Below are 15,978 nucleotides of genomic sequence, written 5' to 3' on the forward strand. Positions count from 1 at the left end.
CGGCCCCACGTGTCGTTCGCGTCTCGTGCCGTCTACGTCAGTCGTCGTCCGTGTGCGGCATGCGCGGGCCGCCCAGTTCCACCGCCGCGCAGCGCCAGCGATGGTCCGGTCCGCACTCCAGGCGGAACGCCATCGCGCGCAACTGGTCGCCGGCGCCGATGCGGGCGAAGGCCTCGATGGCGCCGGGGCGCGGGACGAAGTAGCCGATGTCCCGGACGACCGGACGGGTGCCGCGAGTGCGCAGCGGGCCGCGCAGGGCGAGCCAGGCCAACTCGTCGTAGGCCCGGCCGACCGTGTGGCGGAGCATGCTGTGGACCGGCCGCTGCCCGCTCAGCACGGACAGGAGACGGTCGGCGAAGACATCGGTGGGGCGGACGTGCGGGGCGGGTCTGGGCGGCGCGCTGACGGCCGCCGCAGCGGCTGGGCGCGTCCCGCTCGCGACGGCCCGGGCGTGCGGCGCGTCGGGAGCGGTCGGCGCAGCCGGTCCGCCCGTGACGGCCGGCGTGCGTGACGAGGGCGCGCTCTCGGTCGCACGGGAGGGGTTGTTTCCCGTCCCTGTGGGAGCCGCGCCCTGGCCGGGCAGCACCCGGGACGTGCTCCGGCCCGGTGTCGTCCGGCGGGGCGTGCTGCCCGGGCGGCGGGTGTCGTGGCGGACCGGTGGGCGGGTGCCAGGGCGCTCGTTCCTCGTCATCGCTCTGTTCCTCGTCATCACCTTGTGCATGGGGATCCCCGTTCGCGATGCCGGTTGATACCGGCCGGTAACTTCTTGGTGGGGACCTTGTACGGGGTGGGGGACCTTGCCCGCAAGGAAGCCAGGCGCGTGCCGGAGCGGCCGGAGGGTTCACTCGTAAGGGTGGAGGGCGGGGCTGAAACCCTTGCGACGGCTGGGGCGGACCGGGTGATTGGCGGGCACCCCGATTGACGCCGTGGGTAGGTGTTACGGGGACCCGAAAGGGGACACCCGCACGTATCCTGGGGTGACTCGCAGGAGGCGGGGAACGATCTCCGCGGGGACTGTCACGGGCGGTCCGGCCGCCCCTACCCACTACGAAAGCGGCTCGTCATGCGCGTCTACGTCCCCCTGACCCTCTCCGGTCTCGCCGAGGCGTACAAGACAGGCGAGCTGGGGGCGGGGCCCGTCGCCGCCTACGCCGTCACACCCGCGCTGCGCGAGTGGTACCTCTCCGACGACATCGAGGAACTGGAGTACGCGGCGCTGAACCGGGCCGCGCTGGCCTCCCTGCGGCTGCTGGCGGGGGATCCGGGTGCGCCGCGGCGGCGGGTCGTCGTCGCGGTCGACGTACCGGACGGGGCGGCGGCGTCCGACCCCGACCGCGGCCTCGACCCGGCGGCGCTCGGTGAGGTGCGGGTGGCCGGGGCCGTGCCGCTGGCGAAGGCGGCCGCGGTGCACGTCGACGCGGCCGACGCGGAGTCGGACGTGACCGCGGCGGCCCAGGCGCTGCAGGCCGCGGACCGCGGGGACGACGACGCGCAGTTCGTCGTGGACGGCGCCGAGGACCACGAGCTGCTGTGGTTCGCGACGCAGGAGATTCCGAACCTGCTGGGTCTCGGGGACTGACCGGGCGTTCACCGGCGTCCGGTGCCCGCGCGGGGTGGATGTCGGTGGGCCCGGGTACTTTTTGCGCCATGGGGACGTACGGAAGCGCGCACATCGTCTGGGACTGGAACGGGACGCTGTTCCACGACAATGACGCGATCATCGGGGCGACGAACGCCGCATTCGCCGAGCTGGGCCTGGAGCCGATCACTCTGGAGCGGTACCGGGCGCTGTACTGCGTACCGGTGCCGAGGTTCTACGAGCGGCTGATGGGACGAATGCCGACGGACGCCGAGTGGACGATCATGGACGAGACCTTCCACCGGTACTACGCCCGGCACCGGCTCGGCTGCGGGCTCACCGAGGGCGCGGCGGAGCTCCTCGCGGGATGGCGGTCGGCGGGCCGCAGCCAGTCGCTCCTCAGCATGTACGGGCATGACGATCTCGTCCCGCTGGTCAGGGGATTCGGGATCGAGACGCACTTCCTGCGGGTGGAGGGCAGGACCGGCCCCTCCGGCGGCAGCAAGGCCGAACACATGGTGCGGCACATACAGGCACTGCGCGGCGTCGAACCGACGCGCACGGTGGTGATCGGGGACGCCGCGGACGACGCGGTCGCCGCCCGGCACGTCGGGGCGCGCGCGGTGCTCTACACCGGCGGTTCCCACAGCCGCGCCAGCCTCGAGAAGGTCGGCGTACCGGTGGTCGACACATTGGAGGAGGCGGTCGACGAGGCCGAGCGGCTGGCGGAGTGAACTGGTGCGGCGTCCTGGCCCTGTCCGGAGTTGCCCGCCTGCGCCGCGGCGTTCGGACAGGCCCCATGGGCACCGCACCGTGACCGGCGCCGGCTCAGGTCACCGGCGCCTTCGCTCGCAGGACCGTCAGGAACTCGCGCATCCAGCGGGGGTGGTCCGGCCAGGCGCGGGACGAGACGAGGGCGCCGTCGACCACCGCCTCGGCGTCCTGGAATGCCGCACCGGCCGCCTGCATGTCCAGCTCAAGGGCCGGATAGGCGGTGACGTGCCGTCCGCGCAGAGCGTCGACCGCGGCGGTGAGCAAGGGGCCGTGGCAGATCTGGGCGACCGGCTTGTCCGTGTCGAAGAACGACTTGAGGATCTTGCGGAGTTCGGGATCGTTGCGCAGGTACTCCGGTGCGCGCCCGCCAGGAATCACAAGGGCGACGTACTCTCCGGGGTCGACTTCGGAGAAGGCGAGGTCGGCGGGCCAGGTGTAGCCGGGTTTCTCGGTGTAGGTGTCGAAGCCGGGTTCGAAATCGTGGACGACAAAGTGGAGTTTCTTGCGGGTGGGGGCCGCGATGTCCACGTCGTAACCCTCCTCACGCAGTCGCTGGTAGGGGTACAGGACCTCCAGTGATTCCGCGGCGTCGCCGGTGACGATCAGGATCTTCTGCGTCATGTTCGCCGAGCTCCCCTCGGTCGTGCGGACACTCCGGTGGGATTCTTCCCCCGGTGACGCGTCTTTGCGGCGGGGTTTCCCCACGGGGACCGCCGCTTGTACACGGCATTGCCCCCTTCGCCCCTGTGCAGAACGTCAAATTTCGACCCCCTGTTTTGTACACATACGGCTCATGACGTTTCCCCCGTCGAGAGCGATAGCCTTGTGGCGTGATCAGCGCGATACGTCGCGGGGACGCTGCCGTCCCTGCCCTGCGCCCGGTGAGCACGGACGACATCCGTGACCGGGCGGCGGTCGCTGATCTTCACAGACGGGGCCGGTCGGGAAGGGTGCCGCAGGCGCCCGACAGGGCGACCGGGGCGCCGGGGACGCGGGAGGCGCACCATGCGCCGAGAGCAATGTCACAGCCGCCGAGGATGCCGGAAATGGCCGATAACCCCTCACCCATCTCTCCATGCGGCATAACGTCGGATCAGACCGGACACCCCGCGTCTCGGCGTTACGTCGGAGAAGATCCCGTATTTCCTTCTACGTCACGCAACGGCGCGCGACAGGAGCCAGAGGACAATGCAGACCAAGCTGGACGAAGCCAAGGCCGAGCTGCTCGAAAGGGCTGCCCGGGTAGCTGAGAACAGCCCGGTCGGGGGGCACCTACCGACTGGGACGACGGGCGAGGGCACCCCCGACCGGGACACCGTGCTCGCGTTCCTCCAGCGCTACTACCTGCACACCTCCCCGGAAGACCTGGCCGGTCGCGACCCGGTGGACGTGTTCGGCGCCGCGTTCTCGCACTACAGACTGGCCGAGACGCGCCCGCAGGGCACGGCCAACGTGCGGGTCCACACTCCGACGGTCGAGGAGAACGGCTGGACCTGCAGTCACTCCGTCGTCGAGGTCGTCACCGACGACATGCCGTTCCTGGTCGACTCCGTGACGAACGAGCTGTCCCGGCAGGGACGCGGTATCCACGTCGTCGTCCATCCTCTGTTCGTCGTCCGCCGTGACGTGACCGGCAAGCTCCTCGAGGTGCTGCCCGACGCGTCGGGCAGCGACCTGCCGCACGACGCGCACGTCGAGTCGTGGATCCACGTCGAGATCGACCGCGAGACCGACCGGGCCGACCTGAAGCAGATCACCGCCGATCTGCTGCGTGTCCTGTCCGACGTCCGCGAGGCCGTCGAGGACTGGGAGAAGATGCGGGAGGCGGCGCTGAGCGTCGCCGAGGGGCTCCCCGAGGAGTCCGTCCCCGGCGACCTGCCCAAGGCGGAGGTCGAGGAGGCCCGCGAGCTGCTGCGCTGGCTGGCCGCCGACCACTTCACCTTCCTCGGCTACCGCGAGTACCACCTGCGTGACGACGACTCGCTGGCCGCCTTGCCCGGCACCGGACTGGGCATACTGCGCTCCGACCCGCAACACGCCGGTGAGGACAGCCACCCGGTGAGCCCCTCCTTCGAGCGGCTGCCGGCCGACGCCCGCGCCAAGGCCCGTGAGCACAAGCTGCTGATCCTCACCAAGGCCAACAGCCGCGCGACCGTGCACCGGCCCTCGTACCTCGACTACGTCGGCGTGAAGAAGTTCGACGAGCAGGGCAACGTCATCGGCGAGCGCCGTTTCCTCGGCCTGTTCTCGTCCGCGGCCTACACCGAGTCCGTGCGCCGTGTGCCGGTCGTCCGGCGCAAGGTCGCCGAGGTCCTCAAGGGCGCCGGGTTCTCGCCCAACAGCCACGACGGCCGCGACCTGCTCCAGATCCTGGAGACCTACCCCCGCGACGAGCTGTTCCAGACGCCGGCCGACGAGCTGCGCTCCATCTCCACCTCCGTCCTCTACCTGCAGGAACGCCGCCGTCTGCGGCTCTACCTGCGTCAGGACGAGTACGGGCGCTACTACTCGGCCCTCGTCTACCTGCCGCGCGACCGCTACACCACCGGCGTCCGGCTGCGGATCATCGACATCCTGAAGGAGGAGCTCGGCGGCATCAGCGTCGACTTCACGGCCTGGAACACCGAGTCGATCCTCTCCCGGCTGCACTTCGTGGTCCGCGTCCCGCAGGGCACCGAGCTGCCGCAGCTTTCCGACACCGACAGGGAGCGCATCGAGGCGCGACTCGTCGAGGCCGCCCGTTCCTGGGCCGATTCCTTCTCCGAGGCGCTGAACGCCGAACTCGGCGAGGAGCGCGCCGCCGAGCTGCTGCGCCGCTACGCGGCCGCCTTCCCGGAGGGTTACAAGGCCGACCACACGCCGCGTGCCGCGGTCGCCGACCTCGTTCACCTGGACCAGCTCACCGGCGAGGAGGGCAAGAACTTCGCCCTCAGCCTGTACGAGCCCGTGGGCGTCGGCCCCGACGAGCGCCGCTTCAAGATCTACCGCAAGGGCGAGGCCGTCTCGCTCTCCGCCGTCCTGCCCGTGCTCAACCGGCTCGGTGTCGAGGTCGTCGACGAGCGCCCGTACGAGCTGCGCTGCTCGGACCGCACGACCGCGTGGATCTACGACTTCGGTCTGCGCCTGCCCAAGTCCCTGACCGGCAACGGCGACCTCGGCGACGACGCCCGTGAGCGGTTCCAGGACGCCTTCGCCGCCACCTGGACCGGTCAGGCCGAGAACGACGGCTTCAACTCCCTCGTGCTGAGCGCCGGGCTCACCTGGCGGCAGGCGATGGTGCTGCGGGCGTACGCCAAGTACCTGCGCCAGGCCAATTCGACCTTCAGCCAGGACTACATGGAGGACACCCTCCGTAACAACGTCCACACCACCCGGCTGCTGGTCTCGCTCTTCGAGGCGCGGATGTCGCCGGAGCGGCAGCGGGCCGGTCTCGAACTGACCGACGCCCTGCTGGAAGAGCTGGACGCCGCCCTCGACCAGGTCGCCTCGCTCGACGAGGACCGGATCCTGCGCTCGTTCCTCACCGTCATCAAGGCGACCCTGCGCACCAACTTCTTCCAGGAGTCGCGGGACGGCAGGTGGCACGACTACGTCTCCATGAAGTTCGACCCGCAGGCCATCCCGGATCTTCCGGCGCCGCGTCCGGCGTACGAGATCTGGGTGTACTCGCCGCGTGTCGAGGGCGTGCACCTGCGCTTCGGCAAGGTCGCGCGCGGCGGTCTGCGCTGGTCCGACCGGCGTGAGGACTTCCGTACCGAGATCCTCGGCCTGGTCAAGGCGCAGATGGTGAAGAACACCGTCATCGTGCCGGTGGGCGCAAAGGGCGGGTTCGTCGCCAAGCAGCTGCCGGACCCGGCCGTGGACCGCGACGCATGGCTCGCGGAGGGCGTGCGCAGCTACAAGACGTTCATCTCGGCGCTGCTCGACATCACCGACAACATGGTGGCCGGCGAGGTCGTGCCGCCGGCGGGCGTGGTCCGGCACGACTCGGACGACACCTACCTCGTCGTCGCCGCGGACAAGGGCACGGCGACGTTCTCGGACATCGCCAACGAGGTCGCCGGGGAGTACAACTTCTGGCTGGGCGACGCCTTCGCCTCGGGCGGCTCGGCCGGCTACGACCACAAGGGGATGGGCATCACCGCCCGCGGTGCCTGGGAGTCCGTCAAGCGGCACTTCCGGGAGCTGGGCGTGAACACCCAGGCCGAGGACTTCACCGTGGTCGGCATCGGTGACATGTCCGGTGACGTGTTCGGCAACGGCATGCTGCTGTCCGAGCACATCCGCCTGGTCGCGGCCTTCGACCACCGGCACATCTTCATCGACCCGAACCCGGACGCGGCGACCTCGTACGCCGAGCGCCGCCGCCTGTTCGAGCTGCCGCGCTCCTCGTGGGCCGACTACAACACCGAGCTGCTGTCGGCGGGCGGCGGTGTGTTCCCCCGTACCGCCAAGTCGGTCCCGGTCAACGCGCACATCCGCGAGGCTCTCGGCCTCGAGCGTGGCGTCACCAAGATGACCCCGGCCGACCTGATGAAGGCGATCCTCAAGGCGCCCGTCGACCTGCTGTGGAACGGCGGTATCGGCACGTACGTCAAGTCGTCGGCGGAGTCGAACGCGGACGTCGGCGACAAGGCCAACGACGCCATCCGCGTCGACGGCCGGGATCTGCGGGTCAAGGTCGTCGGCGAGGGCGGCAACCTGGGCCTGACCCAGCTCGGCCGGATCGAGTGCGCCCAGCACGGCGGCAAGATCAACACCGACGCGATCGACAACAGCGCCGGTGTGGACACCTCCGACCACGAGGTGAACATCAAGATCCTGCTCAACGCGGTCGTGGCGAACGGCGATCTGACCGTCAAGCAGCGCAACAAGCTGCTCGCCCAGATGACCGACGAGGTCGGCACCCTGGTGCTGCGCAACAACTACGCGCAGAACACGGCGATCGCCAACGCCCTGTTCCAGTCCAAGGACATGATGAACGCGCAACAGCGCTTCATCCGTCACCTGGTGCGCGAGGGCCACCTCGACCGGGCGCTGGAGTTCCTGCCCACCGACCGGCAGATCCGCGAGCGGCTGAGCACCGGACAGGGCCTGACCGGTCCTGAGACGGCCGTCCTGCTGGCATACACGAAGATCACGGTCTCCAGGGAGCTGCTGGAGACGTCGCTGCCCGACGACCCGTACCTGCGCACCCTGCTGCACGAGTACTTCCCGACGGCGCTGCGCAAGAAGTTCCTCGACCAGATCGACCAGCACGCGCTGCGCCGGGAGATCGTGACGACCCTGCTGGTCAACGACACGGTCAACACGGGCGGTACCAGCTTCCTGCACCGTATGCGCGAGGAGACGGGCGCGTCGCTGGAGGAGATCGTCAGGGCGCAGACGGCGTCCCGCGCGATCTTCCACTCCAGCGAGGTGTGGGACGCGGTCGAGGCACTCGACAACGAGGTCGACGCCGACGTCCAGACCCGTATCCGTCTGCACTCGCGCCGTCTGGTGGAGCGCGGCACGCGCTGGCTGCTCAACAACCGGCCGCAGCCGCTGGAGCTGTCCGCGACGATCGAGTTCTTCAAGGACCGCGTCGAGCAGGTCTGGGGCGAGCTGCCCAAGCTGCTGCGCGGCGTGGACCTGGAGTGGTGGCAGCAGGTCTACGACGAGATGACGGGCGCCGGCGTCCCGGACGAACTCGCCACGCGGGTGGCCGGGTTCTCCTCCGCCTTCCCCGCGCTCGACATCGTGTCGGTGGCCGACCGCATGGGCAAGGACCCGATGGCCGTCGCCGAGCTCTACTACGACCTCGCCGACCGGCTGCGGATCACCCAGCTCCTGGACCGCATCATCGAACTGCCGCGGATCGACCGCTGGCAGTCCATGGCCCGCGCGGCCATCCGCGAGGACCTCTTCGCGGCCCACGCGGGTCTGACGGCCGAGATCCTGTCCGTGGGCAACGGTGCCTCCACCCCGGAGCAGCGCTTCAAGGCCTGGGAGGAGAAGAACGCGGCGATCCTGACCCGGGCGCGCGCCACCCTGGACGAGATCTCGAGTTCGGACTCCTTCGACCTCGCGAACCTGTCGGTCGCGATGCGTACGATGCGGACGCTGCTGCGGACGCACGGCTAGACCCGCTACGACGGCGGGGCGCCCGATCACTGTGGGGCGCCCCGCCGTCGTATCCGCGCTTTGCCTCCAGCCCGCTCGCCCCAGCGGGCTTTCTTGTCAACATCTCGCGGAATTCTGGCACTGAATTTACCTTTTCCTGTTAAACGGGACATTCGGTCAATCGATTCGGCGTGATCGTCAGACGAGTGTGGAGGACCCGTACGCGTGAGTGTGAACCTCTCCGAGAGGCGGCCCAGGGTTGCTCGCCCGGCCGTCGAGACCGTCGTCCCCGTTCCCGCCCCGGCATTCGGACGGGTCCGGCGGATCGCGGTCGAGGTGGTCAAGTTCGGGGTCGTCGGCGGCAGCGGTGTCGCGGTGAACTTCCTCGTCTTCAACTCCCTGTTGCGTGTCCTGGACTGGGCGCCGATGACGGCGACTGTGCTCGCCAGCGTCATCGCGATGGGCAGCAACTACCTCGGCTTCCGCTTCTTCGCCTACCGGGACCGGGCCTCGCGCACCCGGCAGCAGATCGCCCTGTTCTTCTTGTTCAGCGGTGTGGGCGTGGTGATGGAGAGCGTGCTGTTCTACCTCTGCTACCAGAGCCTGGGCATGAACGGGCCGGTCGGCTCCAACGTGGCCAAGGCGCTGTCGATCGTGCTGGCGTCGGTGTTCCGCTTCCTGGTGTACCGGACGTGGGTGTTCCACCACCGGGCGAAACAGGGCGCCGGCGCACGATGAGCATCTCGACGGAAGGGGGTGGCGGGATACCACGGGCCGGAGGCGCCGGAAGCCGGCCCGAAGGACCCGGAGCGTCGCTCGTGGGCGCCGGGACGCCGCGCGGGATATCCGGCCTCACGCTGTGGGCGGCGGTGGTGCTGCTCCTCGTGCTGATGCTGCTCGTCATCCTCCGGCTGCCGTGGATCGGTGACCTGGGGATGCACGCGGCGACCGTGGAACGGCTGCGGCATCGGCTGCTCGATCCCGGCAATCCGCTGGTCGACGAGAACACCTCGAGCCCGTACTACTCGCCGTGGACCGTCTTCCTCGGCGTCGTCGCCCGTGTCACCGGGCTGTCCGTCTGGGTCGTGCTCCGCATCGGTGCGCTGATCAGCCTGACGCTGCTGGTGACGGGCGTGTGGCGGTACGTGCGGACGCTGAGCGCCCACCGCCTCGCGCCCCCGCTGGCCCTGCTGTGCGTGGTGTTCCTGTGGGGCACGCAGGTCTTCGACTGGAGCGGCTTCATCGCGCTCGACTCGCTGGCGCTGACGGTGGCCTATCCGAGCGTGTTCGCGCTGGGGCTGTCCTTCCACTTCTGGGCGCTGCTGGCGCGTGCGCTGAAGCGCGGGCCCGTCGCCGGGTGGTCCGGATGGGCTGTCTTCCTGGGGCTCGGCGCATTGTGGGCGGTGGTCCTGCTCAGCCATCAGTTCACCGGAGTGGTGGCGACGCTGGGCGCGCTGGCGACCCTGGTCGGAACGCGGGCCGGGTGGCGAGTCTGGCCGCGGCTCGGGGCCGGGCTCGTACTCGGGGTGGTCGTGCTCGCGCTGTGGCCGTACTACGACTTCTTCGCGCTGTTGCGCGCGGGAGGCCTCGAGGCGATCCACCGTTCGCTGTACCGGGATCTGCTCGCACGGTTCTGGCTTGTGCTGGCCGGTGTGGTGGCGCTCGGCGTACGGGGGTGGCGCGACCGTCGGGATCCCCTGGTGGTGTTCTTCCTGCTCGGGGCGCTGGTGTTCGCGGTCGGCGGGCTGACCGGGCACTACTCGTGGGGGCGGGCGCTGCCGGCGGCGCTGATCCCGGCGCAGGTCGCGGTGGCCGTGGAGGTGGCCGGGGCGGGGCGCGGGCTACTGCGGAACGCGGGGGCCGTGCTGCTGACCGGGGCGCTGGCCGTGGGGGTATGGGCGCAGGCCGGGACCGTCGGGTATGTGGTGGGGCGAAGCGCGTTGCCCGGGGCGATCACGGCGAAGTACCGGGAGCCGTGGGCGGGCTACCACTGGATCACGCCGTGGGTGCGCTACGGGGACGTGGTGATGGCCAGGACAATGACCGCGCGGCAGATTCCGGCGTACGGGGCGTACACCGTGGCGCCCGGGTACCCGGACTTCTTCCTGCCCGACGCGGCGAAGCGGGAGACGGCGGTGCGGACGTACTTCGCGGCAGGTGCGTCGCGGGATGCGCGTGTTGGCGTACTGCGGGCGTACGGGGTGCGGTGGGTGGTGCAGTGGCCGTCGGACGGCGGGTTGCCGGCCGGGGACCGGGCGTTGCGGCGGGTGGCTTCGGGGCCGACGGGGCAGGTGTTGTACGAGGTGATGCGCTGAGGGGGTGCCCCGTGGCCCTCCGCGGGGGCTCCGCCCCCTTGACCTCGGTTCGGGCTGTCGGTGGGGGCGGAGCGCGGGTCCCGGGTCAGCGCAGGGCGCTGCGGACCAGGCGGGCCGCCTGGCGTATCCGCGGGCCCGCCACCTTGCGGACCATCGGGTGCACCCGGGCGGTGACGCCCACCGGGCGCCAGCGGATCTGGAGACGGCCCGGTATCCGGCCCTCCGGTTCCACCGTCACCCGGTGGGGCAGTGTGCCCACCTGGGTCGCCGTGCGGGTCGGGAAGGTCAGGGGGGCCAGCAGGACACCCGAATTGGTCAGGCCCTGGTGGTTCAGCTCCAGCACCGGGTGACGGATGCCGTCGAAGCCGTGCACGGGCAGCCGTGCCGCCGCCAGGTCCATCCTGACCCGGCCCTCGAAGACCCCGGGACGGACCGGGTCGAGGCGGAAGGCCGTCACCAGGCGGCGCCGACCGGGCTTGACCACGACGCTCGCCCGTTGCGGACCCACGGGCAGGCGCAGGCCCGGGTCGTAGGTGCGGACGGAGAGGTCGACGCAGGCCCCCGGGCCCGGTGCAACGGACGTGATCTCGTGACGGAACCGCGCGCTCGGGAAGGGGCGTTGCTCCAACTCCAGGTCGGTGACGTCCAGTTCGCGGCGAGCCCAGGCCGAGGACGGAATCCGTGTGCCCCAGTACGTCACGCCCGACGGGTCCGTCACCGTCTCGCGGGGAGCCACCTCCTGCCCCAGCCCCCGCGCTGCCGCCCGGGCCTCCGCCAGCCGTCGTTCGCGTACGAGCTGGATCACCACTCGTTCCATGCGCGACAGCCGCGCGAACGCGTCCGGGGCCAGCGTCTCCAGGTACGGCGTGACCAGGTCGGCGAAACCGGCCAGCCATTCCTCGTCGCGGTAGGGCAGATCACCCGCGTACATGCGGAAGTCGTGCTGGAGGAACTTGAAGTCCTTGTCCGGCCGGAGCCCTTCGTGGCCGCTGTCGGTCAGGAACTCGTCTATAAGTTTCTGCACGTGGATGCGGTCACGGACGTTCGTGAGCTTGTGCCGCTGGTTGGAGATCGACGCCGACTCCGCGGCCACGAACGGCGCTATGTACCACCGGTACACCGGTTCCGGAACGACCGTGAAGGAACGTGCCAGACAGTACGCCTGCGCTGAGAAAAGCTGGTCCTCGTAGTGGATCCCCTCGGGGAAGCGCAGCGCGTGCCGGTCCAGGAACTCCCGCCGGTACATCTTGCTCGTCGACAGGTGCTCGAAGAGCAGGCCCGGCTCCGACTCGATGCTCTCGACCGTGCGCCGCTCGGCGACCAGGTGCGGCATCCAGATGGAGCGGCGGCCCGTGTCGACCCGGATCCGCTCCACCGCCCCCATGGCGAAGTCGATGTCACGTTCACGGTGTGCGGCCAGCAACAACTCGACGGCGTTCGGTGGAAGTTCGTCGTCGCTGTCCAGGAACATCAGATAGGGCGCCCGCGCGATCTCCAGCGCCCGGTTGCGTGGGGCGCTGCAGCCGCCGCTGTTCTCCGGCAGGCGCAGGCTGCGCACGCGCGGGTCCGAAGCGGCCAGTCTCCGGGCCACCGACGGGGTGTCGTCCGTCGAGTGGTCGTCGCTGATGATCACCTCGATGTTCGTGTGCGTCTGCCGCAGCAGCGAGGCCACGGCGCGCGGCAGGCGCTCCGCGTCGTTGTACACGATGACAGTGATCGTCACATCGGGGCTCGTGGTCGTGGTCATCGGAAACTCCTTGCGTGGAAACCCCCGTCCTGAAGGGGGGAGGAAACGCATCCCCGGAACGGAGCCGCGCAGCAGCGAAATGGCTCCACCATTTCAGCGACAAGCCCGGTTCACAAGGCAGTTGATGCATCGTGATCATGGCGCGACACGGTCAGCGTGCCGTCGCCTCCTCGGGCGTCGGGGCCGGGCTGCGTTCGTCCACGGGGACGACCGGGGGGAGCGACTCCTCGCTCTCGCCCAGGAACACGCGGCGCACCACCCGCTCCGCCGCCCGCCCGTCGTCGAACTCGCAGAAGCGGCGCCGGAACGCGGCGAGCGCCTTCCTCGCGGCCTCGTCGCGCCATGCGTCCGTCTCGAAGACGGCCGCCAGCTCCTCCTGGGTGCGCGCGACCTGGCCCGGCGCCTCGGCCATCAGGTCGAAGTAGACACCGCGGGTCTTCGCGTACGTGTCCCAGTCGTCGGCGTAGATCACGATCGGGCGGTTCAGGTTGGCGTAGTCGAACATGATGGACGAGTAGTCCGTGACCAGGGCGTCCGCCGCCAGGGAGAGCTCCTCCACCGGGTCGTACGACGACACGTCGATCACCCGGCCCGAGCGGCGCAGGCCGCTCAGCGGAGAGGTCGCGCCACCGTAGAAGTAGTGGCCGCGGACCAGCAGGACCGTGTCCTCGCCGAGCCGGTCGGCCAGCGACGCCAGGTCCAGGCGCGGGGTCCAGCCCGCCTCGTAGTCGCGGTGCGTGGGCGCGTACAGGATGGCCCGGCGGCCCGGGGCTATGCCCAGACGGTCGCGGATCGCACGGATCTGCTCGGCGGTCGCCGAGTAGAAGATGTCGTTGCGTGGATAGCCGTGGTCCAGCGGCGTGTAGCGCGAGGGGTACGCCCGCTCCCACATTCGGGTGGAGTGGCTGTTCGCCGAGATGCTGTAGTCCCACTTGTCTATGCGGGCCAACAGGGCGTCGAAGTCGAGGCCTCTGGAGGCGGTCGGGAACTCCAACTGGTCCAGGCCCATGCGCTTGAGCGGGGTTCCATGGTGGGTCTGGAGGTGGATCGCGTCCGGGCGCTTGACCACCGCGTTGGGGAAGTTGACGTTGTTGACCAGGTACTTGGCCCGGGCCATCACGTCCCAGTAGCGACGGGTGCCGGGCACGATGTGGTCCGTGCCGGGCGGCAGCAGCGCCGCCTCCTGCTGGGAGACCACCCACACCGGGTGGATGTGCGGGGCGAGTTCGGCGAGCTTCGCGGCGATCGCGGCCGGATTGCAGGCCACACCACGGCCCCAGTACGCGGAGAACACCGCCAGCCGGGGGTCGACGGGCTCGTTCAGGGCGCGCCGGTAGCGGTGTTCGCGCAGTTTCGCGTTCACCTTGCGTCTGCCCGTCACGACCGCCGACCTCACCTCGCGTCGCTTCTGGTTCGCGGCCTGGAAGGCGCGGTACTTGGTGTACGCGTTCTCCTCCAGGAGCGAGCGGCGGATGCCCTCGAAGCCGACCGGGCGCCGATGGTTCTCAGGCTGCCAGCGCACGGCGGCCCGGGACGCGCGGGCGAAGAACTCCCGCGCCGCTTCCTCCGGCATCCCGCTGCGGGCGAAGGTGCGGAGCAGTTCGCGGACCATGACGTCGTACAGGACCGCTCGCGGTCCCTTGGGCGCGCCCCGTTCCGCAAGGAGTTGGTGCAGCCGCTCGTACCACTCGATGAGCGCGTACCGCCGCGCGACGGGCACCGGCGGCAGGCTCTGCTCCCGCAACTCCCGTATCTCGTAGGCCACGTGATCCAGACAGGCGATCGCGTCGGCGCACAGGAGCACGGCGAGAGCGGTGTACGTCTCGTCGTCGGAGAAGTCCTCGCCCTCGGGGCCCGTGAACTCCCGGGAGGCGTCGAGGGAGGCCTGGTGGGCGCGCCAGAAGTCCGCGCGTACCACGCGGTTGCCCAGCACCGGGGTGAGCCGCAGAAGCTGGGGGAAGTCGGCGAGCGGGACGGCGCGGCGGCCTGCGCGGGCCAGGGTCCGGCCCTCCGCGCTGGGTGCGCCGGTCGCCTGCCAGGTGGAGCGGGCGTGGTTGACGACCAGCACGTCCACCGAGTCCCCGAGTTCCGCGGTGCGGTCGGCCACCGTGCGCAGGGTGCCCGCCGGTAGTCCGTCCTTGGCCTGCACGAAGTGCAGCCAGCGGCCGGTGGCCCGGGATGCGCCCGCTGCCCGCGCCGCGCCGTCGCTGGTGCCCTCCGGTAGCGGCAGCACCACCATCCGGGGATCCTGGGCCGCGCGCCGCTCCGCCTGCCGCCGGGCCCAGTCGCCGACGGTCGCGACGACGACCTCGGCCTCGGTGAACGGGTCGGCGGCGAGGGTGTCGAGCAGTTCGCCCAGGTGGCCTTGGGGATCGGGTCCGTGGACGACGACGCTCAGCCCTGGTTGCACTTGGCCTCCTTGTTCTTCTGACGCCCACGGCGGCACTGCTGCTGGTGGTGGCCAGCTACGCGGTGGACGACAACGCGGGGGAAAGCGGCAGGGTGACAACTACACGGTGGGTGACAACACGGTGAAAAACAACGCGTTCGAGTGATTCCGTGCTTCAGGAGAGAAGAGGTACTTTCCCGGCTTCGGGTTGCTCCTGCACTGGTTTCGACGGTTTCGACGGTTTCGACGGCTTGGGGGTGCTCGCGCCCTTCGGCTTGTCGCCCCCGCCGGTGAACGCCTCGTACTCCGCGAGGACGTCTTCCGTCGGACCGTCCATGCGCAGCACGCCGCGCTCCAGCCACAGCACCCGGTCGCAGGTGTCGCGGATCGACTTGTTGTTGTGGCTGACCAGGAAGACCGTGCCCGCGTGCCGGCGCAGTTCGCGGATGCGGTCCTCGGAGCGCTTCTGGAAGGAACGGTCGCCGGTGGCGAGGGCCTCGTCGATGAGGAGCACGTCGTGGTCCTTGGCGGCAGCGATGGAGAAGCGCAGGCGGGCGGCCATGCCGGAGGAGTACGTCCGCATGGGGAGCGTGATGAAGTCACCCTTCTCGTTGATGCCGGAGAAGTCGACGATGTCCTGGTAGCGCTCCTTGACCTGTTCCCGGGACATGCCCATGGCGAGGCCGCCGAGGTGGACGTTGCGCTCGCCCGTCAGGTCGTTCATCAGGGCCGCGTTCACGCCGAGGAGGGAAGGCTGGCCGCCCGTGTAGATCCTGCCGTTCTCGACGGGCAGCAGCCCCGCGATGGCCTTGAGCAGCGTCGACTTGCCGGAACCGTTCGTGCCGATCAGACCGATGGCCTCGCCCTTGTACGCGGTGAAGGAGACGTTCCTGACGGCGTGCACCCGGCGCATCCCCGCCGCCTTCTCCGCCTGTTTGCGGCGCAGGATGCGGTTGAGCGCGGCGGTGGCGGAGCCGCGGCCGGCGCCGGTGCCGTTGACCCGGTAGACGATGTCGACGCCCTCGCAGATGACGGTGGGGACGTGCTCGTCGTTCGGTGCGTCGTTCATGGG

At 70.1% G+C, this 15,978-nt stretch carries 10 protein-coding genes; 5 read left to right on the plus strand and 5 right to left on the minus strand.

Annotation, left to right across the window (positions count from 1 at the left end; all coding sequences use genetic code 11):
- Nucleotides 1-37: 37 nt before the first annotated feature.
- On the minus strand, nt 38-721 hold the full coding sequence (locus ACWDEX_RS25295) for an Rv3235 family protein (RefSeq protein WP_450466237.1): 684 nt from the start codon (nt 719-721) through the stop codon (nt 38-40).
- Between the two features lie 342 nt (nt 722-1,063).
- On the opposite strand from ACWDEX_RS25295, the gene ACWDEX_RS25300 reads away from it, so the two are divergent.
- Both ACWDEX_RS25300 and ACWDEX_RS25305 read left to right on the plus strand, forming a co-directional pair.
- Nucleotides 1,064-1,579 (plus strand): DUF6912 family protein, encoded by a 516-nt coding sequence (locus tag ACWDEX_RS25300; protein WP_450466239.1) that lies wholly within the window; start codon nt 1,064-1,066, stop codon nt 1,577-1,579.
- Nucleotides 1,580-1,647: 68 nt separating this feature from the next.
- On the plus strand, nt 1,648-2,313 hold the full coding sequence (locus ACWDEX_RS25305; protein ID WP_450466240.1) for an HAD family hydrolase: 666 nt from the start codon (nt 1,648-1,650) through the stop codon (nt 2,311-2,313).
- Nucleotides 2,314-2,407: 94 nt separating this feature from the next.
- On the opposite strand, the gene ACWDEX_RS25310 is transcribed toward ACWDEX_RS25305, so the two are convergent.
- Nucleotides 2,408-2,974 carry a DJ-1/PfpI family protein gene (locus ACWDEX_RS25310; RefSeq protein WP_450466242.1) on the minus strand — a complete coding sequence of 189 codons (567 nt, stop codon included), beginning with the start codon at nt 2,972-2,974 and terminating at the stop codon, nt 2,408-2,410.
- Nucleotides 2,975-3,541: 567 nt separating this feature from the next.
- Between ACWDEX_RS25310 and ACWDEX_RS25315 the strand changes: the two genes are divergently transcribed.
- The 3 genes from ACWDEX_RS25315 (at nt 3,542) to ACWDEX_RS25325 (ending at nt 10,770) form a co-directional block, all read left to right on the plus strand.
- Complete coding sequence (locus ACWDEX_RS25315; protein WP_450466243.1) at nt 3,542-8,476, plus strand: NAD-glutamate dehydrogenase; 4,935 nt, start codon at nt 3,542-3,544, stop codon at nt 8,474-8,476.
- A 204-nt stretch (nt 8,477-8,680) separates the two neighbouring features.
- Complete coding sequence (locus ACWDEX_RS25320) at nt 8,681-9,193, plus strand: GtrA family protein (RefSeq protein WP_450466245.1); 513 nt, start codon at nt 8,681-8,683, stop codon at nt 9,191-9,193.
- A 152-nt stretch (nt 9,194-9,345) separates the two neighbouring features.
- Nucleotides 9,346-10,770: a hypothetical protein gene (locus ACWDEX_RS25325; RefSeq protein ID WP_450466313.1), complete on the plus strand. Its 1,425-nt coding sequence runs from the start codon at nt 9,346-9,348 to the stop codon at nt 10,768-10,770.
- An 85-nt stretch (nt 10,771-10,855) separates the two neighbouring features.
- Here ACWDEX_RS25325 and ACWDEX_RS25330 read toward each other — a convergent pair whose 3' ends face one another.
- From ACWDEX_RS25330 to ACWDEX_RS25340, 3 genes are all read right to left on the minus strand, one after another.
- Entirely contained in the window at nt 10,856-12,517 is a 1,662-nt protein-coding gene (locus tag ACWDEX_RS25330; protein WP_450466246.1) for a glycosyltransferase family 2 protein, read from the minus strand.
- A 151-nt stretch (nt 12,518-12,668) separates the two neighbouring features.
- A complete protein-coding gene (locus ACWDEX_RS25335) occupies nt 12,669-14,927 on the minus strand; it encodes a CDP-glycerol glycerophosphotransferase family protein (protein WP_450466248.1) in 2,259 nt (752 codons plus the stop codon).
- A 154-nt stretch (nt 14,928-15,081) separates the two neighbouring features.
- Nucleotides 15,082-15,975: an ABC transporter ATP-binding protein gene (locus ACWDEX_RS25340; RefSeq protein ID WP_450466314.1), complete on the minus strand. Its 894-nt coding sequence runs from the start codon at nt 15,973-15,975 to the stop codon at nt 15,082-15,084.
- Between the last annotated feature and the right edge of the window lie 3 nt (nt 15,976-15,978).

Source organism: Streptomyces sp. NPDC001020, assembly GCF_053599115.1.